Genomic DNA, 21,655 nt, shown 5'->3' with positions numbered 1-21,655 from the left:
TTGAATCATCTGAGGTGTCTCAACGCCCCGCCTCCGGGGCCTATTCCACCCCGACTCCGTCAGCGGGGTCCACCGTGCGCCCGCTGACCTGGAACGTTATGACCCACGTCACTCCTCCGGCGTCCGACGATGTGGAGAACATGTGGAGATTGAGGGCCTCAGGGGGCCTATACACCCTCTGCGGACGGCCCGGCAAGGACTGTCCTCCACGGCTCCATCCACGGGAAGAATTTCTGAATTCACAGGCGTGTCGCTACATCGCCCCAGGTCAGAAGCACTTCTGAGGAGAATGTGGATGACTGTCCACAGTGCGTCCCCAGGGCCGTGCACAAGACACGCCGCACACTTCACATGTTCTCCACAAGATCTCCTCGACGACCTGTTGCCAGGCTCACGGACGCGCCATATGGTGTCTGACATCCCCCACTCGCAGGGCGGGTATTGGCTGACCTCTTCGGCGCGCATCCGCCCACCTGCCGACCGGCGGCACTGACCGGCTCGGTCTCGGGAGTGCGGCAGTCGCCGGACCGGTGACCGCCGGCCCTCCGAGCCCGGTCGCAGGCCAGCCCGACCGGCCGGCAGTCGACGGCGGCAGACACGCCATCATGCGAGTGACGGCGGCGAGGCCGACGAGGTCTCGCGCACGCCGCGGGCCGCAGCATGACGATCCGTGGGACCGGCTCCGTGCCGGCCCGACGATCATCGCGGCGCGCAGGGATCGGGCGAAACACAACATCGGATCGCCGAGCGCCCGGCGATGGGAAGGGAATCACGGCGCCGTCCGCCCAGGGACGGCCGCGCGGCCCCGGCCGACGGGCACCGGGCTCGACGGGCGACGTCGTGATTCTGCCGGACGCCCGGCGATCCGATCCCGCCGATCACCCCGGCCGGGGCACATCCCGGCCGGACACGGCTCGGGCCCCGGAAGGACGGATCCTTCCGGGGCCCGAAGCGTGTGGGCGGGCAGGGCACTCACCGGCGTCGCCGGCGGGCCCCTCGCATCACTTCTCGGCGACGACCTGCAGGTCGAGCGAGGCGGTGACGTCCGCGTGCAGCTTGACCGTGGCGGTGTACTCGCCGAGGGCCTTGATCCGCTGCGGGATCTCGACAGTGCGCTTGTCGATCGAGCCGAGGCCGGCGGCCTCGACGGCCTGAGCCACGTGGGCCGGGCCGACGGTGCCGAACAGGCGGCCGTTCTCGCCGACCTTCACCGGAATGGTGACCTGAGCCGACTGCAGCTTCTCAGCCGCGGCGCGGGCCTCCTCCACGGTCTCGATCTCCCGGGCGCGACGAGCGGCACGGAGCCGCTCGACGTCCTTCTCGCCGCCCTTGGTCCACGCCATCGCGTAGCCCTGCGGCAGCAGGTAGTTGCGCGCGTAGCCGTCCTTGACGTCGACGACGTCGCCCGCGGCACCCAGACCGGTGACTTCCTGAGTCAGGATGAGCTTTGCCATATCTGTGTTCCTTTCCTTCCCAGACAGTCTGAGGATCAGCCGCGGCCTGCGCCGGAGTACGGCAGCAGGGCCATCTCACGAGCATTCTTGATCGCCTGGGCGATCTTGCGCTGCTCCTGGACGGTCACGCCGGTGACGCGACGCGCGCGGATCTTGCCTCGGTCGGAAATGAACTTCCGCAGCAGGGCGGTGTCCTTGTAGTCGATGACCGTGATGTCTGCAGCCTTCAGCGGGTTCGCCTTGGGCTTCGGCTTCTTGACGTCAGCCTTTGCCATCGTGGTGCTCCTTCACTGGATCGGAGCCCGCAGGTGATCCTGCGGGATGGTGGATGTGGTGTGGATGAGCCGTGGGCCCTCCGCTCCGGTCTTACGCCGGATCAGAAGGGGGGCTCGTTGCTGTCAGGCGTGTCCCAGCCTCCGCCGCCGGAGGGCTGACCGCCCCACGGGTCGGAGGCGCCGCCGCCGAAGCCGCCGGAGGCCTGCTGCGGGGCGCCGCCGAAGCCGCCGCCGGCGGGTGCTCCGCCGCCGAAGCCTCCGCCGGACTGCCCTCCGCCGTTGAAGCCTCCTCCGCCGCCGCGGCCCTGGCGCGTGACGCTCGCCGTGGCGAAGCGCAGCGAGGGGCCGATCTCGTCGACGTCGAGCTCCCAGGCGGTGCGACGCTCGCCCTCCTTGGTGTCGAACGACCGGGCCTTGAGGCGGCCCTGGGCGACCACGCGGGTGCCCTTGGTGAGCGACTCGGCGGCGTTCTCCGCCGCCTCCCGCCACAGGGAGCAGCGCATGAACAGCGTCTCGCCGTCCTTCCACTCGTTGGCCTGGCGGTCGAAGAACCGCGGCGTGGAAGCGATGGTGAAGTTCGAGACGGCCGCACCCGAGGGGGTGAAGCGCAGCTCCGGGTCCGCCGTCAGGTTACCGACAACGGTGATGATGGTCTCGCCGGCCATGTTCAGCTCCTAAGAAGGGGGTGCCTGACAGGTGGATCGGCTCGCGGAGGAGCCGCTCCGTGCAGAGGATCAGGCGATGCGCTGGTCCTCGGGACGGATGATCTTGGTGCGCATGATCGTCTCGTTCAGGCGCAGCAGACGGTCGAGCTCGGCAGCCGAGTCCGGGGTCGCGTGGAAGTCGACGACGGCGTAGACGGCCTCGTTGTTCTTCTTGATCTCGTAGGCCAGGCGACGACGTCCCCAGACGTCGATCTCCGCCACGGAGCCGCCGTCGCGCTTGACGATCTCCATGTACTTGCCCAGGGTCGGCTCCACGGTGCGCTCATCCACCTCGGGGTCGACGAGCACCATCAGTTCATAGTGACGCATTGTGTGAACCCACCTCCTTCGGTCTTGCGGTCACGGGCCTTCCGTAACAGGAGGTTCTCTCTGCGTGCGCTGTCGCCGCCGCGGCGCGGAGGTTCCGCGCCGTCGCCGCACCTGCCCGAGGGCAGGCGGCATCGGCCGGCAGACAACCTGCACCATGCTACCGGGTCTGCGCCTTCGACACTAACCGGGCGCCGTCGGCGGCGGAACCCCTGTGCAGGAGCGCACCGGGACGGGCGGGACTCCGCCGGGCCGTCCGCACTGTCCGGCGCGCGCCTCGGGACCCGGAGCCCGGCCCGCCGTCGCGCCGGCGATCCCTGTGTTTTCGCAGGATCATCGTGATAGAGCACGGGGGTCCTGCGAAGACTCGGGGATCCCGGGAGCAGGCGCGAGCCCGACCGACCCCTCAGACGGTCAGCTCGGCGGTGAAGAACGCCGCGACGGCGTCCCGCAGGTGGGCGACGTCGTCGACGCCGCACATCTCGCGGGCCGAATGCATGCTCAGCAGCGGCATCCCGACGTCGACCGTCCGGATCCCCAGCCGCGTGGCGGTGATCGGCCCGATCGTCGAGCCGCAGGGGATCGCATTGTGCGAGACGAACTCCTGGGTCGGCACGCCGGCGGCGCGGCAGACCTGCGCCCACATCGCCGCCCCCGGGGCGTCGGTGGTGTAGCGCTGATTCGCGTTGATCTTCAGCAGCGGCCCGCCGTTGGGCAACGGCCGGTTCGCCGGATCGTGATGGCCCGGGTAGTTCGGGTGCACGGCGTGGCCCGCGTCGGAGGAGAGGTGCCAGGAGGCCGCGAGCGCCTGCGCGCGCTGGCCGGCCGTCGCCCCCAGACCTTCCTGGATGCGGGCGAGGACCTCCTCCAGGAACGGACCCGCCGCGCCCGAGCGCGAGGCCGAGCCCAGCTCCTCATGGTCGAAGGCCGCCAGCATCGGGATCGTCGCGGACTGCCCACCCGGGCCCTGCTCACCGCGCTCGGCCGCTGCGGCCGCCTGCTCGAGCGCGACCACCCCGGCGTGCACCGAGGAGAGGTTGTCCAGCCGGCCGGAGGCCAGGAACTCGCCGCGGCCGTCGCGTCCGGCGCCGAAGCGGGCCGGAGCCTGGGCGTCGGCGACGACGACGTCGTAGCCGTCCACCTGACCGGGATCGACGCCGGCGGACTCCGCCACCACGCCCAGCACGTCCGCGGAGGCGGCCGCCTCGGCGTCGGCGGCCACCGAGAGCACAGGGCCGGTGTGCGCCTGCTTGTCCAGGGTGAGTCCGTCGTTGACCTGCCGATCCAGGTGGATGGCCAGCTGCGGGATGCGGGCGACGGGCCCCGTGGCGGCCAGGTGGGCGGCGCCGTCTCGAGTCACCAGCCGTCCGGCCAGCACCAGCTCGCGGTCCAGCCAGGAGTTCAGCAGCGGCCCGCCGTAGACCTCGGTGCCGGCCTGCACCCACCCGTGCGAGATCACAGTGGACTTGGGTTTGAGCTTGAAGCCGGGCGAATCGGTGTGCGCGCCGAGGATGCGGAGCGGGGTGGTCGGCGTCGCCGCCTCCGGCACCATCCAGGCGATGACCGCGCCGTCGCGGACCACCAGATAGCGCCCCGGCGCCGTGGGCCAGTCCTGGTGCTCGCCGAGCTGGGTGAAGCCGGCCGCGGTCAGCCGGCGCGCGACCTCGGCGGCGGCGTGGTACGACGACGGCGCGGCGGCGACGAAGGCGCCGAGGTCGTCGACCAGCGCGTCGGGGCTGAGCGCATCGGAGCCGGGCACAGACGGGGTCGTGGAGCTGTTCTCAGGCATGGCCTCATCCTATGCCGGGGCCGGCGGAGCGCTCAGCGGACCTCGGCATCGAGCGGCCGCCGATGACGAGAGTTTCGGGCGACACAGCCCCGGACTCGGGTCATTCCTCGTCACGAATGGCCGCTCGATGCGCCCTGGGCGACCGAGGGCGCGGGGAGAGCAGCTCGGCGACGCCGAGCCCGCGCCTGGACCAGGCCAGCAGCAGGCAGCCGGCCGCCGTCGCCGCGCCCACGCCGAGTGCGGCGAGCGGGCCGGGATCGGCGAGCAGCACCCAGCCGCAGACCGTCACGGCGAGGAGATGCCCGTCGAGATGCCAGGCCACCATGGCCAGACCCGAGAGGTCCCCCGCGGGCGTGGGCACGGGGACGGTCAGCGCCAGCGGCATCTCACCCTTGAGCGCGAGCACCAGCCGTCCGCCCAGCACCGCGAGCAGCACAGCGCCGACGTCGACGACCGCAGGCCCGAGCCCCGCGCCGGCCGCTCCGGGAAGACCCACCGCGACTGCGGCCCCGCCGATCCCGCCGAGGACGGCGCAGAGACCGGTGATCAGCACCGGCGGCGACGAACCGGCCAGCAGCCGTCGACGCGGCGAGGTGCCGAACAGGGCCGGGCCCTCCAGCTGGTCGCCGAGCCGCCGCCAGGACCGGCTGAACGGTCCCACCGCCTGGACCAGAAGCGCCGCGACGACGCCGGCCAGCGCCACCGTCGCACTCCACGGCAGGTCGAGTCCGTCCGACTGCAGGACCATCAGCACCGCCGTGCCGAGGACGACCGCCGCCGCGCCCCAGACCAGCGGCCCCGGGCGACGCAGCAGCTCCACGACGCCGAGGCGCGTCCGGCGCCCCGGCCCCCGCCGGCACCCTCCGCGGAATCCGCGCGGAGCCGGACCCCACAGCTCCGCGACGTCGCCGAGCTGACCGATGCTGCTGAACAGCATCGCCGCCGAGACCCGGGAGGCCTGGCCGACCAGCACCTCGGCGGGCAGCCGCTCCAGTCGCGACGCCAGCGTCGGCAGGAACATGACGACGGCGACCAGCAGGCCCGCCGCCGGCAGGCCGCCGAACTCGACCGGACCGGTCAGCGCCCGGGAGAACCACCCGGCCGGGGAGACCCAGTCGGCCGCCGGCACCGCGAGCGCGACCAGCGCCGCCGCGCCCAGGAGACCGGTGACCAGCTGGCGGGCGATCGACCCCAGCACCTGGCCCAGCGTCCAGGCGAGCATCAGACAGCCGGTGATTCCCAGCAGCGCGACGACGCGAATCGCCGTCGCGCCCGGGTCCCCGCCGCCGGGGTGCACCAACAGCAGCTCGATGCCGGCGAGCGCCGCCCCGATGCCCAGCCAGACGACGGCGACCGTGCGCCGGGCTCGGGCGATGAGATGCGCCCGCCGCGGGATGTCGGTGGCCAGCAGCACGCGCATCACGAAGACCGGCATGAGGGCCGGCCCGCGGAGCATGCCGAGCCAGAGCGCGGCGACGAGCGCCGTCGCCGCGGCCGCATGCACGACGACGCGGTCCTCGGCGAGCGTCCGGAGTCCGGTCAGCTGCGGGGCCTCGACGCCGGAGAGGCTCATCCCGACCAACGGGCCGACGAACACCAGCACCAGCAGCACCACCTGGTAGACGAGGAAGGCGCGGTCGGAGGCCTGCGGCGCCGACCGACGGCCGGCGAGGAGTCGTGTCACCGCCTGGACCCGCTGTTTCGGCGAGGGGGCGTCGTCGGAGGTGATGCGGCGGTCCCCGTGGTGGATCGTCATCGGTCCAGTCGCACCTCGCCGACCGCGGAGGCGACCATCCGCGGGTCGTGGGCCGCGACGAGCGCCGTCGTGCCCTGCGCGACGCGCTCGTCGACGAGGCCGGCGACGACCTCCGCCCGGTCGGGATCCAGATGCCGCTCCGGCTCGTCGAGCAGCAGCAGCTCAGCCGGGCGCGCCAGCACCAGGGCCAGCCCCGTGAGCTGCAGCTGTCCGGCCGAGAGCTCGTGCGGGAAGCGGGTCTGCAGCTCTCCGAGGGTCAATCGCTCCAGCAGCCGCGACGCCCGGTCGACGGCGGCGTCGCCGTCGCCGTGCCAGGACGCGTCGACGACGGCGACCTGTTCGAGGATCGTCAGGTCCCGGGCGATCGGCGGGGCGTCCACGAAGGAGGCCACTGCCGCCCGGAAGGCCGGCTCGGCGTCGTCGGGCCGACGACCCAGCACCCGGCAGCGGTCCGCGCCGTCGACTGCGCGGCCGGCCAGCAGACGCAGCAGCGTGGACTTCCCCGAGCCGTTGGGGCCGCGGACCGACCACAGTGTGCCGCGCGGCACCTCGAGATCGACCGGATCCAGCAGCGCCGTCCCGGCGATCTCCACGGACGATCCGCGACAGACCACCGCCGGGCCCGCGGGGTCGGCACCTCCGGCCTCCCCGCTCACCGCACCAGCCCCGTCTGGTACGCGTAGACCACCGCCTGCACGCGGTCGCGGAGCTGCAGCTTGGTCAGGATGCGCCGCACATGGGTCTTCACCGTCGCCTCGGAGAGGAAGAGCCGGGCGGCGATCTCGGCATTGGACAGCCCCTCGGCGACGGCGAAGAGCACCTCGGCCTCGCGCTGGGTCAGCGGCTCGCGCACCACGCCGTCGTCCAGGGCCGCGGCGATCCGCGCGCCGTCGGGCCGCGGCTGCCCGGCATCGCCCGCCTCGTCGGCGGGCTCCGCGACGGCGGCCGGCGGCGTCGCCTCGACCCGGGAGCCGGCCGCAGGAGCCTCGCCGCGCTCCTCCGGCGAGCGCACATAGGTCTCCAGCAGCCGCTGGGTGATCCGCGGGGCGACGACGGCGTCTCCCTCCGAGACCACGCGCACGGCGCTGACCAGATCCTCCGGCGCGACGTCCTTGAGCAGGAAGGCGCTGGCCCCGGCCTGCAGCCCGGAGAAGGCATACTCGTCGACGTCGAAGGTGGTCAGGATGATCACCCGCACCTCGGGCATCTCCTCGACGATCCGGCGGGTCGCCTCGATGCCGTCCATGCGCGGCATCCGCACGTCCATCAGCACCACATGCGGCCGGGTCTCCGGGCCCTGCGCGCGCAGCGCCTCCAGCGCCTCGACGCCGTCGGCGGACTCGCCGACCACCTCGACGTCGTCCTCGCCCTCCAGGATCAGCCGGAACCCCATGCGCAGCAGGTGCTGATCGTCGACCAGCATCACGCGCACCGGGCCCTCGGCGCTCGACCTCTCGGCGCCGCGCGCCCCGTCCTGCGTCTCATCGTCCATCGTGATCCCCCTCGTCGTTCCCCTCATCAGTCCCCTCGTCCGTCGTCGCTCCGCCCCGGGCGCCGCTCTCCGGCCGCCGCGGGGGCTCCAGCACCGCTCGGACCACCCAGCCGCGGCCGGCCCGCGGCCCGGCGTAGACGGATCCCCGGTAGAAGCCGGCCCGCTCCCCCATGCCGCGGATGCCCTGTCCCGAGCCCACCGACTCGCGCGGCGTCCCCTGCTCGGGCGGCAGACCGTCGTCGGCGATGGTGAGCACCACCTGTCCGTCGGGGCAGAGCCCCAGGGCCTGCTGGTCCTCGACGGAGAGCCCCTGCTCCTCATGCCGGGCCCGCTCGTCGGCGTCGGGCCCGGGCTCGTGCTCGATGCTGACCTGCACGTCGGTGACCCGCCGACCGTAGCGCAGCACATTGGTCAGCGCCTCCTGCATGATCCGGTGGACGGTCAGCTCGAAGGCCGCGTCCTCGGGCAGCGGCGGGCCGGAGATGGTCACCGTCAGCGGCAGTCCCACCCGACGGAAGCCCTCGAAGAGCTCGTCCAGCGACTCCTGCGCCGGACGCCGGGCGCTCTCCACATCCTCGCCCTGTCGGAGCACGCCGATGACCCGGCGCATGTCGGCCAGTGCAGTCCTCCCGGTCGAGGAGAGCTCGCCGAGGACCTCCTCGGCCCGGTCGGGATCGCGGCGGGAGACGACCCGCGCGCCGTCGGCCAGCGAGATCATCACCGACAGCGAGTGCGCGACGACGTCGTGCATCTCCCGGGCGATCCGGTTGCGCTCGCCCAGCTGGGCCAGGTCGCCGGCACGGCGCGCCCACTCCAGGATCTCGCGCTGATGCTCGCGCCCGCGGCGCACCGAGGCGCCGATGCCTCCGGAGAGGGCGCCCGCCAGCAGCATCATCACGATCGACGGCAGCACCGCCTCCTGCGGACTCGAATAGGCCTGGAAGATCTCATGCCAGAAGTCGGCGTCGGGATGTTGCCGCTGCCAGGCGTCGAAGCGCAGCATCGGCGTGTACCCCAGACCGATCGCCAGCACCGCGGTGATCACCGCCGTGCGCAGCCCCCGATGCAGACCGACGCAGTAGAGGGCCAAGCAGGTGCCCACCATCTGGGCGCCCTGCCAGGGATAGAGCCAGAGGCTGAACGCCTCGGCGACGGTGACCAGCACGGTGATCACCAGCGGCCACCGGTGCCGGGCGAGCAGCAGCAGCACGATGGCGCCGCAGGCCACGGCCACGCCCCGGGCCTCGGCGCCGATGTCGAGGAAGGCGATCGGCAGCGTCCAGGCGGCCAGCAGCAGATAGATGCCGCTGACGGTCAGGTTCATCACCCGCGGGTGGCGGCGGAACCAGCCGCGCACGCCGCGCTGCCGCACCATGGCCAGCTGGTCCCAGCCCGGCGGCTGCCTCCCGGCGGCCGGATCGGCGGCCGGGCCGGCGACCGGGCCGGCGACCGGGCCCTCCTGGGCTGCGCCGCCGCGGACTGTGGACACGGACTCCATGGTCATGAGCCTACTGGGCGACGGCGGCGGCGATCAGCCCGCTGCCGGCCTCCGCCGCCGACGTCGCGGACCGGCTCACACGTCCCTCTTCTGGAAGAGCACCGTCGCCGGGACGATCACCGCGGCCAGCCAGGCCAGCAGCCCCACGATCGCGGTCCCGGTGCTCACCGAGAGGTCGTAGGCCTCACCGGTGGGCTCGCGCAGCTGGGTGAGGCTGGAGAGCAGGTTCCCGAACTCCCAGGTGGCCAGGAACTCCACGAACTCGGCGTTCTGCGTCATGCCGGAGAGGATGCCCAGCGCGATCTGCACCACGAAGAGGAACATCGTCAGCGTGACGATCGCCCCGGCGGTGCTGCGCAGCAGCAGCCCCAGCCCGCAGGCCAGCAGGGTCACGATGATCATCGACAGCCAGTTCGTCAGCGCCGACTGCCAGACCTCGCCGGAGTCGGCGGCGCCGAGCAGTCCCTCGCCGGCGGCGAAGGCCAGGATGATGGCCGTCGAGGCGATGATCAGCACCGCGCCGACGACGGCGGCGGTGATGGCCACCGCGGTCAGCTTCGCGGCCGCGAAGAGTCCGCGACGGGGGACAGCGTTCGCCGAGGAGCGGATCGAGCCGGTGCCGAACTCCGAGGAGATCGCGATGATGCCCACGCAGCCCAGCAGGATCCCGGCGAAGGCCAGTCCCCCGGTGCCGTTGGTGAGCAGCTGACGCATCAGATCAGCGTCGCTCTGCTCGGGCATCTGAGCCCCGTCCGGCATGCCCTGCTCCTGCATGGAACGCATGGCGTTGAAGGACAGCAGGGTCAGCCCGGTGAAGCCGACCACGAGCACCAGCGCGATGGCCGAGAGCCACCAGCTGGAGCGCAGCACGCGGATCTTCATCAGCTCGGCGCGCAGCGCGCGGGCGAAGCTCAGCCGGCCCTCGACGGACGACGTCGCCGACGCCGCCGGCGAGCCGGTCGCCGCGACCGGTCCTGGACCGGTGCCGGGAGAGTCCATGGAACTGGTGTTCAGCCGATCGTCGGCGGTCTGCGGGGTCATCAGCGCACTCCTTCCGGGGCGGCGGCCGAGGGGCCGGTCGAGGCGACGTCGGCCGTCGCCGCCCCGCTGCGGTACTGGACCGCGTGGTCGGTGAGCTTCATGTAGGAGTCCTCCAGCGAGGACTGCAGCGGGGTGAGCTCGTGCAGCACCGCGCCGACCTCCTGGGCCCGACGGCCGACGGTCCGGGCGTCGAGGCCGGTGACCTCGAAGGTCTCGGCGTCGCGGGCGACGAGCGTGACGTCCTGGGCCGACAGCGCGTTCATCAGCGTCGAGGCGTCCTGCGAGCGCACCAGCACCCGCGCCTCGCCCGAGGCGTCGATGAGGTCCTGGATGGGCATGTCGGCCAGCACTCTGCCGCGGCCGAGCACCACCAGGTGGTCGGCGGTCTGGGCCATCTCGGCCATCAGATGCGACGAGATGAAGACGGTCCGCCCCTCGGCGGCGAGCTGACGGACCATCTGCCGGACCCAGCGCACGCCCTCCGGGTCGAGGCCGTTGACCGGCTCGTCGAAGATCAGCGTGGCCGGGTCGCCCAGCAGCGCGGCGGCGATGCCCAGTCGCTGGTTCATGCCCAGCGAGTAGCCGGCGATCCGTTTGGTCGCCGCCGACTCCATGCCGGTCAGATCGATGACGTCGTCGACGCGTCGCCGGCTGATCCCGTGGGTGGCGGCCAGCACCCGCAGATGCTGCCGACCGGTGCGGCCCGGGTGGGTCGCACCGGCGTCGAGGACCGCGCCGACCTCGCGCAGCGGGGCCCGGTGCTCGGCCAGTCGGCGGCCGTTGACGGTGATCGACCCGTGGGTGGGGCGGTCCAGTCCCATGGCCATGCGCATCGTGGTGGACTTCCCGGCGCCGTTGGGCCCCAGGAACCCGGTGACGCGCCCCGGCTCGGCGGTGAAGCTGACGTCGTCGACCGCGGTGGTGCTCCCGTAGGTCTTCGTCAGGGATTCTGCGGTGATCATGGATCTCCCTTCCCGTGTGATCTCGAGACCCACGCTATGACCGCACGGAGGTGCCCGGCTTCACCCCGGGGGGTGATCTTCTCCTCCGCCTCGACGTCGCCCCGCACGCCGAGGCTCATCCCTGAGGAGGAGACGTTCCCCCGTCGGACCGCTCGCCGGTCCGGAGATCGGCATAGGTGATCGCACGCAGCGGGATCTCCAGCGGGCCGGTGCGGAAGCTGCGCATCCACAGCGCCGAGACCAGCAGCTGGACGCCCCACGATCAGCACGATCAGCGATCCGACGACGACGCCGGAGACCTCGCCGGCCAGCCCGAGGCCGAGTCCGGAGAAGAGCAGCGCGAGCACCAGCGACTGACCCAGGTAGTTCGTCAGCGTCATCCGCCCGGCCGGGGCCAGCGCGGCGGTGAGCCGGGCTCCTGGACGACTGCGCAGCACCATCAGGACGAGGATCGTCGCACCGGTCGCCTGGATCGGTCCGGCGACCAGGCTCAGCCCGGAGGCCAGCAGACTCTCGGCCGGCTGAGGCGTCGTCGGCGCGCCGGGGAGGCCGTGGCGCAGCACAGCCGCCGTCGTCGACAGCGCCAGGCCGACCAGCAGACTCGGCAGCAGGATCGCGACCAGCAGACCGGTCGGGATCGGGCGTGCGGCCGAGCGGTCGAGGATGCGCTCGAGCACCTGCGCGCGGGCCGCGGCGAGGCCGACGAGGAAGGCGGCGAAGGCCATGATCCCCTGACCGAAGAGGATCGACGGCGCGAGCGCGGCCCACCGGGCGAGCTGGAAGGCCAGGTACTCGGGCAGCGGTCCGGTGTAGGCGGCGACGGCGGCCGCGGCGTCGGGCGTCTCCGGCAGCGCCTCGGCGAATCCCGGCGTGCCGGAGAGCAGCGCCGCGAGCGCCCCGATGCCGAGGATCACCAGAGAGAAGCCGGCGGCGACGACGACGGCGAGCACCAGCGCGGTGCGCGTGCGCAGTCCGCGCAGCGCCAGCAGCAGCACCCCGAGGATCGCGTAGGCCAGCAGGATGTCGCCGGCGAAGAGCAGGATCCCGTGGAGCACGCCGAGCACGGCCAGCACCAGCATCCGGCGCAGCGTCCGTCCGCTCTCCGAGGTGCCCGCGCGCCAGGCGGCGGCCTGTTGGTGGACGAAGGAGAGCCCGAAGAGGAAGGAGAAGAGCACATAGGACTTCGCCTCGAAGACCACGGTGACGACCAGCGCGACCAGCTGGTCGGCGACGGTCGGCGCCGCCGTCGTCGGCTCCCCGCCGACCAGCCGGACCGGATCGGCGAAGAACCAGATGTTGACCGCGAGGATCCCGAGCAGGGCCAGCGCCCGCAGCGCGTCGACGGCGGGCAGGCGGCGCGGCCGGGACTCGGCCGAGGGGGGAGGCTGCGGGGCCGGGCTCATGGCCCCAGCGTAGAGGCGACGCGAGGGTCCCGTCCGGCCCCCGCGTCGAGTGGCGGCTCCCAGCGGCATCTCCCCGCCGACACGCCGTGTCGTGGGCCGAGATGTCGCTGGGAGCCGCCACTCGATGAGCAGGAGGAGGGGCAGGGGGCGGGAAGCGCCCCCACCAGCACCTCCCGCGGCAACTCCAGGCTCAGCGCTCGATCTCACCCCGGATGAAGGCCTCGACCTTCTCCCGGGCGACGGTGTCGTGCAGCTGCTCCGGCGGGGACTTCATGAAGTAGCTCGACGCAGAGGTCAGCGGCCCGGCGAGGCCGCGATCCAGGCCGATCTTCGCCGCGCGGACGGCATCGATGATCACCCCGGCGGAGTTCGGCGAGTCCCAGACCTCGAGCTTGTACTCCAGCGCCACCGGGGCGTCGCCGAAGGTGCGCCCCTCCAGGCGGACGTAGGCCCACTTGCGGTCGTCGAGCCACTGCACGTGGTCCGAGGGACCGATGTGCACGTCGCCCGCGCCGAGCTCGGCGGAGGTGTTGGAGGTGACCGCCTGCGTCTTGGAGGTCTTCTTCGACTCCAGCCGCTCGCGCTCGAGCATGTTCTTGAAGTCCATGTTGCCGCCGACGTTGAGCTGATGCGTCCGATCCAGCGTCACCCCGCGGGACTCGAAGAGCGCGGCCAGCTCGCGGTGGGTGATCGTCGCCCCGATCTGCGACTTGATGTCGTCGCCGACGATCGGCAGCCCGGCCTCGACGAACTTCTGCGCCCATTCCTCGGTGCTGGCGATGAACACCGGCAGCGCGTTGACCACCGCGACGCCGGCGTCGAGGGCGGCCTGCACATAGTGCTCGGTCGCCTCCTGCGATCCCACCGGCAGGTAGATGACCAGCACGTCGACGGCGGCGGCACGCAGCGCGGCGGCGACGTCGACCGGCTCGGCGGAGGACTCGTCGATGGTCTCGCGGTAGTAGCGACCCAGCCCGTCGAGCGTCGGCCCGCGCTGGACGGTGACCCCGGCGTGCGGGACGTCGGCGAGCTTCATGGTGTTGTTCTGCGAGGCGTGGATCGCCTCGGAGAGGTCCAGGCCGACCTTCTCCTCGTCGACGTCGAAGGCGGCGACGAACTGCACGTCGGAGATGTGGTGCTCGCCGAACTGCACGTGCATCAGGCCGGGGACGTCGTCGTCGGTGCGGGCCTCGCGGTAATTCTCCACGCCCTGGATCAGGGACGAGGCGCAGTTGCCGACGCCGGCGACGGCGACACGGACGGGGCTGGGGGACACAGGCACTCCTCGGTTCGTCGATGGGGACGTGATGTCCGACACCGCCGGAGGCGATTCTATTCCCCGGCCCCGCAGGTCAGAGCGGCCGTCGCACCCGGCACAGATCGCCCGCCGGGCCTGCCCGACTCCCGGCCGCGCAGCGCATATCGTGGAAGCGATGGACGCCCCCACCCGCTCCGACCCGCTGATCAGGCATCTCTCCGACCGCCTCGGCGGGCCCGCCGGCCGACGGCTGGGCGACCCGGGCCGCGGCCGCTTCTGGACGGTGCCGCGGATCCTGGTGGCGATGACGCTGGTCAGCATCCTGCTCTCGGTGCTGTCCATGCAGCACTGCCGCGCCCACGGCTGGGGAGGGGACGCGGTCTACCTGGCCGGCTGCTACTCCGACGTCGCCGCGCTCTACACCCACCGCGGGTTCGACGCCGAGGCCTGGAGCCCGTTCCTCGACGGCGGCTCCTTCGAGTACCCGGTGCTCACCGGGCTGGTCGCCTCGCTGGCGGCGGTGATCACCTCCGGGGTCGACGGCGTCGTCGGGGCCGCGGCCCCGATGCTCGACTGGTGGGGCGAGCGCGGCTCGCTGCTCTACTGGGACGTCACCTTCCTGGGACTCGCGGCGGCGTGGATCGTGCTGGTGCTGGCGGTGATGGCCGCCGCCGGCCGACGACGCTGGGATGCCGCCATCGTGGCGACCTCGCCGGCGATCATCCTCGGCGCCGGGATCAACTGGGATCTCTGGGCGACGACGGCGATGGTCCTGGCGCTGCTCTGTCACCTGCGCGGCCGCGAACTGGCCGCCGGGGCGCTCATCGCCGTCGGCGTCTCCTTCAAACTCTTCCCGCTGTTCCTGCTGGGTGCGCTGCTGGTGCTGGCGCTGCGGCCCGACGGGATGGGGCTGCGCCGCTTCGGCCGCACGCTGGCGGCGACGGCGGTGGTCTGGCTGGGGCTGAACATCCCGGCGATGCTGATCAGCTGGGAGAACTGGAGCGAGTTCTTCGTCTTCTCCGCCGAGCGCGGCGTCGGCTACTCCTCGCCCTGGTACGTCTGGCAGCTCATCGCCGAGGCGAACGGCGGTTCCGGGCCCTCGGCCGAGCTGGTCAGCCTGGCGGCCCTGGGGCTGTTCGTCGCCGCCTGCGCCGGTGTGCTGGTGCTCGGCCTCGTCGCCCCGCGCACCCCGCGCGCCGCCCAGCTGATGCTGCTGATCGTCGCGGCCTTCCTGCTGGTCAGCAAGGTCTACTCGCCGCAGTTCATGATCTGGCTGGTGCCGCTGATCGCGCTGGCCGCCCCGCGCTGGCGGGACGCGATCATCTGGCAGGCATTGGAGGTGGCGCACTTCTGGGCCATCTGGATGCACCTGGCCGCGAACACCTCCGACTTCGAGACCCGGCACACCATGGACGACGTCGTCTACGTCGCCGCAGTGCTGGGTCATGTGGCCGCGACGGTGTGGATCATGGCCGTCGTCGTCCGCGACATGATGCGCCCGGAGCAGGATGTGGTGCGGACGGGTCGGGACCCGGCGCCGCCGCTCACTCCTGCTCGGCCCACCACTGACGCAGCAGCTGCTCGGCCTCGTCCTCGGGGATCGGGCCGTGGTCCATCCGGTGCTCCAGCAGGAAGCGGTACGCCTTCCCCACGTCCGGGCCCGGGGAGATCCCGAGGATCTCCATGATCTGCTCGCCGTCGAGATGCGGGCGGATCCTGGCCAGCTCCTCCTGTTCGGCGAGCTCGGCGATGCGCTGCTCGAGGTCGTCGTAGGCCCGGTCGAGCCGCGCGGCCTTCTTCCGGTTGCGGGTGGTCACGTCCGAGCGGGTCAGCCGGTGCAGCCGCTCGAGCTGGTCCCCGGCGTCGGTGACGTAGCGCCGCACCGCCGAGTCGCTCCAGCCGGCGTCACCGTAGCCGTAGAAGCGCATGTGCAGCTCCACCAGCCGGCTGACCGCCTTGATGGAGTCCTTGTCGAAGCGCAGCGCCTGCATGCGCCTGCGCGTCATCTTCGCCCCGACGACGTCGTGGTGGCGGAAGCTCACCGCTCCACCGGGCTCGAAGCGCCGGGTCCGCGGCTTGCCGACGTCGTGCATCAGCGCCGCGAAGCGCAGGACGAAGTCGGGGCCGGGCACCGGGCCGTCGGCGTCGGTCTCCAGGTCCGCCGCCTGCTCGAGCACCTGCAGCGAGTGCTGGTAGACGTCCTTGTGCCGGTGGTGCTCGTCGTCGGCCAGCCGCAGCGCCGGGATCTCGGGGAGGACGACGTCGGCCAGGCCGGTCTCTACCATCAGGTCCACGCCCTGCCGCGGGTGCGCCCCGGTGATCAGCTTGACCAGCTCCTCGCGGACACGCTCGGCGGAGACGATCTCCAGCCGGTCGGCCATCGCGCTCATCGCCGCGCGGACCTCGACGGCGACGTCGAGGCCCAGCTGGGCGGCGAAGCGCGCGGCGCGCATCATCCGCAGCGGGTCGTCGGAGAAGGAGTCCTCCGGCGCGCCCGGGGTGCGCAGATGCTTCGCCACCAGGTCCTTCACCCCGCCGTGCGGGTCGACCAGGGTGAGGCTCGGCAGCCGCAGCGCCATCGCATTGACGGTGAAGTCGCGGCGCACGAGGTCGTCCTCCAGCCGCGAGCCGAAGCTCACCTGCGGCTTGCGGGACTCCGGGTCGTAGGCCTCGGCGCGGTAGGTGGTGACCTCGAGGATGTCGTCGCCCTTGCGGATCCCGATGGTGCCGAAGTCGCGGCCGATGTCCCAGTGGGCGTCGGCGAAGCCGGAGACCGCGGCGATGATCTGATCCGGGTCGGCGTCGGTGGTGAAGTCCAGGTCCGGCGAGCTGCGCCCCAGAAAGAGGTCGCGGACCGGCCCGCCGACCAGCGAGAGTTCGTGGCCGTGGGCGGTGAACTGTTCTCCGAGCGCGATGACGACGTCCGGCACCCAGGCGCCGTCGGGGAATCCAGCGGGAAGATAAGGCATGACGTCAGACAGTTTCGCACAGCCTCTCCGCACCCCTCCCGAACCCCCTCCGGAACCCCCCTCCGCCGCCGGCCCCGACGCTCCCGTCGACGCCGCGACGTCGGCGGGTCGCCCACCAGCGCGCCGGTCGGGGCGGACCCCGGCGACGCCGGCGCGGGTCCACGACCTGCGAGCGCTAGAGTGGTGTTCATGACAGGAACCGGAGCCGGCGGCGAACGCTGCACCCCGCTGACTGCGTCAGTGGGCGCGCGACGCGCGTCGGCGGACCGGCCCGGTCGGCACGCCGGAGGCCTGCCGACCGTCGAGGAGGTCAGCGCCGGCGGCGTGGTGATCCGCCCGGCCGTCTCCGGCTTCGAGGTCGCGATCATCGCCCGCTACAACCGCGGCGGCCGGCTCGAATGGTGCCTGCCCAAGGGCCACCCGGAGGGACCCGAGGACCACGCGTCCGCGGCCGTGCGCGAAGTCGAGGAGGAGACCGGCATCTCCGGCAGCGTGCTCACCACGCTGGGCAGCATCGAGTACTGGTTCACCGTGCCGACGCACCGGGTGCACAAGACAGTCCACCACTTCCTGCTGGAGGCCGTCGGCGGGGAGCTGACCACGGAGAACGATCCGGACCATGAGGCCGTCGACGTCGCCTGGGTCGCCCTGGACGACCTCGAGCGCCGGCTGTCCTTCCCGAACGAGCGCCGCATCGTCACCGCCGCCCGGCAGGTCATCGACGACACGCTCTGACCGTCGGGCGGGTCACCGGGTCCGCCGTCGCGCGCCCCGTCGAGCCGTCGCACCGGCGGAGGCGCTATAGTCACAGCCGATGCAGCCGACTTCCCCCCGCGACGCAGCCCGGAACTCCTCCGGAGACGATTCCGGCGCGTCCCGCACCGCAGAATCCCCCGCCGCGCCCTCCGCGCAGCACGCGGGCGCCCCGGCCGAGGCCGCCGTCGAGACCACCGGCGAGACGCCCGCCGTCGAGGACTCCCACGTCCCCGCCGGCGGCATGGCCCGGGCCAGTGCCCTGATGGCCTCCGGGACGCTGATCTCGCGGCTGCTGGGCTTCGTGCGCACCATGCTGCTGGCAGTCGCCCTGGGCGGCACCGCCCTGGTGGCCGACGTCTTCGAGAAGGCCAACACCGTCCCGAACGTCATCTACATGCTGCTGGCCGGCGGCATGTTCAACGTCGTGCTGGTCCCGCAGCTGATCAAGGCGGCGAAACGCTCCGACGGCGGCGCCGACTACACCTCGCGGCTGCTCACCCTGGCGACGATCGTGCTGGCCGCGGCCACGCTGCTGATCACCGCGCTGGCCTATCCGCTGATGACCGCGCTGACCAAGGACTGGTCCGAGCCGATGCTCGCGCTGGGCACCTCCTTCGCCGTCTGGACGCTGCCGCAGGTCTTCTTCTACGGCCTCTACGCGGTGATCGGCCAGGTCCTCAACGCCAATGCCAAGTTCGGCTGGTACATGTGGGCGCCGGTGCTGAACAACCTCATCGCCATCACGGTGATCGGCTCCTACATCGCGGTGTTCAGCGCCTACGCCGCCGGCGGCGATCAGCTGGCCGAGTGGACCACCGCGCAGACCGTCTGGCTGGGCGCGGGCCACACGATCGGCATCATCGCCCAGGCGCTGATCCTGCTGTGGCCGCTGCGCACGCTGGGGATCCCGCTGCGGCCGCGCTTCGGCTGGCGGGGCCTGGGGCTGCGCGCCACCGGACAGATCGCGGCCTGGACGCTGGTGACCATGCTGATCTCCAACATCGGCAACCTGCTCTACATGCGGCTGATCTCCGGAGCGACGGCGAGCCGACAGGACGCCGGCGGGGATCCGTCGATCCCCGGCGAGTACGCCGCCAACGCCGCCCAGCTCATCGCCGTGCTGCCGCACTCGGTCTTCGTGCTCTCGATGGCCACGGTGCTGTTCAACCAGCTGGCCCGCTCGATGGACCTCGGCCGGCTGGGCGAGGTCCGCGACATCATCAACCGCGGGCTGCGGATGTTCGCACTGCCGGTGATGTTCTGCATGATCGCCATCCTGGTGCTCGCCGGTCCGCTGGGCCGGCTCTTCGGCGGCTCCTCGAGCGCCTCGGTGCTCTCCGGCGCGGCGATCGCCCAGCTGCTGGTGCTGCTGGCGCTGGGCATGCCCTTCCGCTCGGCGAACTTCTACCTGATGCGCGTCTTCTACTCCGCCGAGGACGCGCGCACCCCGATGCTGGTGCAGACGATCATCGTCGGCCTCGGACTGACCATCTCGCACAGCCTGGCCGCCGTGCTGCCGAACACCGCGCTGCCGTTCATCGTGGTGGGGATGTTCTCCGCGCTGCACGTGGTCCAGTATGTGATCTGCCATGTGCGCGTCGTCCGTCGCTGGGGCTCCTTCGACGTCGGCTCGGTGGCGGCCTCCTACGCCCGGGCCGGCTGGGCCGCGGCGGGCGCCGGCGTCGTCGGCGTCGCGGTGCTCTGGCTGCTCGGCGGCTACCGCACCGGTGCCGATCTCGGCTTCGCCTGGCAGTCCATCGGCACCGCGGTGATCACCTGCGCGGCGGTGGGTGCGACGATGGCCGCGGCGTTCCTGGTGCTGCTGCGGGCGCTGCGCGTGCCGGAGTTCGGCGACCTCGTCGAGACGCTCTCCCGGCGCCTCCCCGCACTGAGGAGGTTGGCGCCGCCGGTCCGGTAAGGTGGCCGGGCAGGGAGCAGATCGACCGGCTATTCTCAGGAGGACCCGTGACCCAGCCGTTCGGCGTCGGCGATGTGGTGGGCGGACGCTATCGCATCACCCATCATGTGGTGACCTCTGCGGATCAGGACATCGTCTTCCAGGCCGTCGACCAGGTGCTCAATCGCGAGGTGAGCGTGCTGCTCGCCTCGACGGCCAATGCGAAGCAGGTCGCGACCTCGGCGCGCGAGCTGGCCACCGGCGACCGGACGTCCGAGGTGCAGGTGCTCGACCTCGGCCTGTCGGCGGACCGCACCTATCTGATCTCCACGCTGACCCACCCCAACGAGCTGCTCGACCTGGTCGTCCCCGACGCCGCGCCGTTCGTGGAGCCGTTCTTCACCGATTCGCTGGGCCAGGAGCTCTTCGGCCAGTCCCGGGTGATGGAGCCGGAGACCTACGCCGACGACGAGGAGTACTACGCCGAGCTGCAGGACCACCTCGCCGAGTCCGACGGCGAGACCGGGGAAGAGCCCGAGGACGCCGGCACACGCTTCCGCCGCGGCCGTCCGGCCTTCCTCTCCCGCGTCTCCGACAGCATCAACCGTCGCTTGAGAACTGACAGGGACGCTGACCGACTCGTCGCCGAGGCGCCGGACCATGCCGGGGCGCAGACCTCCGAGGCCGCCTCCGCGGCGGCGGGAGCCCTGGCCGGCTCCTCCGGCGGCGCGCTGGACGACCTCGAGGTGGTCGACTCCCGCGCCGAGGCGGACACCGACGAGGCCTTCACCGCCGGGACCGCGACGCCCGGGGGCCCGGAGGAGGAGAGCCCCGCGACCCCCGATGCCGGACTCTCGACCGATTCGGCAGCCTTCGTGGGTGACGACGCCGACGACGGCGCCGCCGGCGACGTCTCGGCGGCCGCCGCGGCGAGCTCCGCACCCGACGCCGCGGACGCGGACCTCGACGCACTGGAGCGGCAAGCCAGGGACGAGGAGGTCATCGACGATCCGCCGGCTGCTCCGCCGACGACTCCGCCGGCTGATGTGCAGTCGGTGCCCGCGGCCGCGCAGGTCGAGCAGGACCGCCCCAGCTTCACCGGTCTCATCAGACCGATCGGCCGCGACGACGACGCACGCGACGAGCCTGCCGCGGCCGGCTTCCCGGGCGTCGCCGCGGCAGCCGGCGGATCGGCCGGAGCCGATGGGGACGCCGAAGAACCTGAGCCGTCCGAGGACTCCGAGCGCTCCGGCGGGGCCGGACGCTGGGTGGCGCTGGCCGCCCTGGCCGCCCTCGTGCTGGTCGGCGCCGTCGCGGCCTTCCTGCAGCTGCGCGGCGCCGAGGCGCCCGACAGCCAGGCCGGGGCGGACTCCTCCGCCGAGGAGACGACGGAGGGATCCGGCGATGTGTCGCCGTCGGAGCAGTCCTCCGAGTCCGCGGCGGAGTCGCCGTCGGACTCCCCCTCGCCCAGCGAACCCGCTGAGGCCGAGCCGCTGGCACTCAGCGGCGTCACCCGCGAGGTGCCGGACAGCCCGGGTCTGAACGCCGAGACCGACGGACAGCTGCCGAACCTGATCGACGACGATCCGTCCAGCACCTGGACCACCTTCAACTACGGCTCCGCCGAGTTCGGCGGCTTCGCCTCCCAGCTGGACCTGGTGGTGGAGCTCGAGGAGAGCGCGGAGGTCACCGCGGTGACGCTCTCGCAGCAGACCGACACCGAGGGCGGCTCTTTCGAGGTGCTCGTCGGCGACTCCGCCTCCGGCGAGGGGGCGACGAGCGTGGGCACCGGCACCTGGAACTGGAACGACACCACGGTCGAGCTCGAGGAGCCCGCCGAGGGGCAGTACGTCATCATCCGCACCACGGCGCTGCCCCTGCAGACCAGCCCCGGCAACGCGGACCTGCCGTACTCGCTGACCGTCGGCGAGATCGCGGTCGAAGGCCGCTGACCTCCGCCCCGACACCGAGGACCGCCTGTGCGCCGCGCACAGGCCTCGACCCGCCCGGCCGGCACCCTGCCCCCTCCTCAGACGGTCGCGAGCCGCTCAGGTCGTCGGACAGGTCCGGAGGC

At 72.3% G+C, this 21,655-nt stretch carries 17 protein-coding genes and 2 pseudogenes; 4 read left to right on the top strand and 15 right to left on the bottom strand.

The window, feature by feature from the left end:
• Positions 1-1,001: 1,001 nt before the first annotated feature.
• The 14 genes and pseudogenes from rplI to GU5_RS0110930 all read right to left on the bottom strand — a co-directional run bounded on the left by rplI (position 1,002) and on the right by GU5_RS0110930 (position 13,977).
• Complete coding sequence (gene rplI / locus GU5_RS0110990) at positions 1,002-1,454, bottom strand: 50S ribosomal protein L9 (protein WP_010525625.1); 453 nt, start codon at positions 1,452-1,454, stop codon at positions 1,002-1,004.
• 35 nt (positions 1,455-1,489) lie between these two features.
• Positions 1,490-1,729, bottom strand: coding sequence for a 30S ribosomal protein S18 (gene rpsR / locus GU5_RS0110985; RefSeq protein ID WP_010525624.1), 240 nt, complete (start codon positions 1,727-1,729; stop codon positions 1,490-1,492).
• A 101-nt stretch (positions 1,730-1,830) separates the two neighbouring features.
• Complete coding sequence (locus tag GU5_RS0110980; RefSeq protein ID WP_010525623.1) at positions 1,831-2,394, bottom strand: single-stranded DNA-binding protein; 564 nt, start codon at positions 2,392-2,394, stop codon at positions 1,831-1,833.
• Between the two features lie 69 nt (positions 2,395-2,463).
• Entirely contained in the window at positions 2,464-2,763 is a 300-nt protein-coding gene (gene rpsF, locus GU5_RS0110975) for a 30S ribosomal protein S6 (protein ID WP_010525622.1), read from the bottom strand.
• Between the two features lie 403 nt (positions 2,764-3,166).
• On the bottom strand, positions 3,167-4,549 hold the full coding sequence (locus tag GU5_RS0110970) for a M18 family aminopeptidase (protein ID WP_010525621.1): 1,383 nt from the start codon (positions 4,547-4,549) through the stop codon (positions 3,167-3,169).
• Positions 4,550-4,649: 100 nt separating this feature from the next.
• Complete coding sequence (locus GU5_RS0110965; protein WP_010525620.1) at positions 4,650-6,305, bottom strand: hypothetical protein; 1,656 nt, start codon at positions 6,303-6,305, stop codon at positions 4,650-4,652.
• The gene (locus GU5_RS0110960) at positions 6,302-6,898 is read right to left on the bottom strand and encodes an ATP-binding cassette domain-containing protein (protein ID WP_010525619.1); all 597 of its coding nucleotides are present in this window, start codon (positions 6,896-6,898) and stop codon (positions 6,302-6,304) included. Before GU5_RS0110960 ends, GU5_RS0110965 begins: the two co-directional genes overlap by 4 nt.
• Positions 6,899-6,957: 59 nt before the next feature.
• Positions 6,958-7,797, bottom strand: coding sequence for a response regulator transcription factor (locus GU5_RS0110955; RefSeq protein ID WP_010525618.1), 840 nt, complete (start codon positions 7,795-7,797; stop codon positions 6,958-6,960).
• Positions 7,787-9,295, bottom strand: coding sequence for a sensor histidine kinase (locus GU5_RS15350; RefSeq protein ID WP_139084423.1), 1,509 nt, complete (start codon positions 9,293-9,295; stop codon positions 7,787-7,789). Before GU5_RS15350 ends, GU5_RS0110955 begins: the two co-directional genes overlap by 11 nt.
• Before the next feature lie 75 nt (positions 9,296-9,370).
• Positions 9,371-10,336 (bottom strand): ABC transporter permease subunit, encoded by a 966-nt coding sequence (locus tag GU5_RS0110945; protein ID WP_010525616.1) that lies wholly within the window; start codon positions 10,334-10,336, stop codon positions 9,371-9,373.
• Entirely contained in the window at positions 10,336-11,298 is a 963-nt protein-coding gene (locus tag GU5_RS0110940) for an ABC transporter ATP-binding protein (protein WP_010525615.1), read from the bottom strand. Before GU5_RS0110940 ends, GU5_RS0110945 begins: the two co-directional genes overlap by 1 nt.
• A gap of 115 nt (positions 11,299-11,413) precedes the next feature.
• Positions 11,414-11,524 carry a hypothetical protein gene (locus GU5_RS17935; protein WP_369750474.1) on the bottom strand — a complete coding sequence of 37 codons (111 nt, stop codon included), beginning with the start codon at positions 11,522-11,524 and terminating at the stop codon, positions 11,414-11,416.
• A 49-nt stretch (positions 11,525-11,573) separates the two neighbouring features.
• Positions 11,574-12,023 (bottom strand): annotated as a pseudogene (locus GU5_RS17930) (DUF418 domain-containing protein); the annotation flags it as partial.
• An 868-nt stretch (positions 12,024-12,891) separates the two neighbouring features.
• Positions 12,892-13,977 (bottom strand): inositol-3-phosphate synthase, encoded by a 1,086-nt coding sequence (locus tag GU5_RS0110930; RefSeq protein WP_010525613.1) that lies wholly within the window; start codon positions 13,975-13,977, stop codon positions 12,892-12,894.
• A 31-nt stretch (positions 13,978-14,008) separates the two neighbouring features.
• On the opposite strand from GU5_RS0110930, the pseudogene GU5_RS17925 reads away from it, so the two are divergent.
• Positions 14,009-15,190 (top strand): annotated as a pseudogene (locus GU5_RS17925) (glycosyltransferase 87 family protein); the annotation flags it as partial.
• Positions 15,191-15,503: 313 nt separating this feature from the next.
• Here GU5_RS17925 and GU5_RS0110920 read toward each other — a convergent pair.
• Complete coding sequence (locus GU5_RS0110920; protein WP_029514225.1) at positions 15,504-16,928, bottom strand: CCA tRNA nucleotidyltransferase; 1,425 nt, start codon at positions 16,926-16,928, stop codon at positions 15,504-15,506.
• Between the two features lie 189 nt (positions 16,929-17,117).
• Here GU5_RS0110920 and GU5_RS0110915 point away from each other — a divergent pair, with 189 nt between their 5' ends.
• From GU5_RS0110915 to GU5_RS0110905, 3 genes are all read left to right on the top strand, one after another.
• Positions 17,118-17,663, top strand: coding sequence for an NUDIX hydrolase (locus GU5_RS0110915; RefSeq protein WP_083830498.1), 546 nt, complete (start codon positions 17,118-17,120; stop codon positions 17,661-17,663).
• Between the two features lie 79 nt (positions 17,664-17,742).
• Positions 17,743-19,602: a murein biosynthesis integral membrane protein MurJ gene (gene murJ, locus GU5_RS15340; protein WP_010525609.1), complete on the top strand. Its 1,860-nt coding sequence runs from the start codon at positions 17,743-17,745 to the stop codon at positions 19,600-19,602.
• A 47-nt stretch (positions 19,603-19,649) separates the two neighbouring features.
• Positions 19,650-21,533 carry a hypothetical protein gene (locus tag GU5_RS0110905; protein ID WP_010525608.1) on the top strand — a complete coding sequence of 628 codons (1,884 nt, stop codon included), beginning with the start codon at positions 19,650-19,652 and terminating at the stop codon, positions 21,531-21,533.
• Positions 21,534-21,655: the final 122 nt, after the last annotated feature.

The organism is Nesterenkonia sp. F (genome assembly GCF_000220985.1).
GTDB lineage: Bacteria > Actinomycetota > Actinomycetes > Actinomycetales > Micrococcaceae > Nesterenkonia.
This window is presented reverse-complemented; position numbering and strand designations above follow the sequence as displayed.

Bases quoted from the DNA above. Each gene is read 5' to 3' on its own strand.
- rplI (WP_010525625.1), bottom strand. From the start codon at position 1,454: ATGGCAAAGCTCATCCTGACTCAGGAAGTCACCGGTCTGGGTGCCGCG.
- rpsR (WP_010525624.1), bottom strand. From the start codon at position 1,729: ATGGCAAAGGCTGACGTCAAGAAGCCGAAGCCCAAGGCGAACCCGCTG.
- GU5_RS0110980 (WP_010525623.1), bottom strand. From the start codon at position 2,394: ATGGCCGGCGAGACCATCATCACCGTTGTCGGTAACCTGACGGCGGAC.
- rpsF (WP_010525622.1), bottom strand. From the start codon at position 2,763: ATGCGTCACTATGAACTGATGGTGCTCGTCGACCCCGAGGTGGATGAG.
- GU5_RS0110970 (WP_010525621.1), bottom strand. From the start codon at position 4,549: ATGCCTGAGAACAGCTCCACGACCCCGTCTGTGCCCGGCTCCGATGCG.
- GU5_RS0110965 (WP_010525620.1), bottom strand. From the start codon at position 6,305: ATGACGATCCACCACGGGGACCGCCGCATCACCTCCGACGACGCCCCC.
- GU5_RS0110955 (WP_010525618.1), bottom strand. From the start codon at position 7,797: ATGGACGATGAGACGCAGGACGGGGCGCGCGGCGCCGAGAGGTCGAGC.
- GU5_RS15350 (WP_139084423.1), bottom strand. From the start codon at position 9,295: ATGGAGTCCGTGTCCACAGTCCGCGGCGGCGCAGCCCAGGAGGGCCCG.
- GU5_RS0110945 (WP_010525616.1), bottom strand. From the start codon at position 10,336: ATGACCCCGCAGACCGCCGACGATCGGCTGAACACCAGTTCCATGGAC.
- GU5_RS0110940 (WP_010525615.1), bottom strand. From the start codon at position 11,298: ATGATCACCGCAGAATCCCTGACGAAGACCTACGGGAGCACCACCGCG.
- GU5_RS17935 (WP_369750474.1), bottom strand. From the start codon at position 11,524: ATGCGCAGCTTCCGCACCGGCCCGCTGGAGATCCCGCTGCGTGCGATC.
- GU5_RS0110920 (WP_029514225.1), bottom strand. From the start codon at position 16,928: ATGCCTTATCTTCCCGCTGGATTCCCCGACGGCGCCTGGGTGCCGGAC.
- GU5_RS0110915 (WP_083830498.1), top strand. From the start codon at position 17,118: ATGACAGGAACCGGAGCCGGCGGCGAACGCTGCACCCCGCTGACTGCG.
- murJ (WP_010525609.1), top strand. From the start codon at position 17,743: ATGCAGCCGACTTCCCCCCGCGACGCAGCCCGGAACTCCTCCGGAGAC.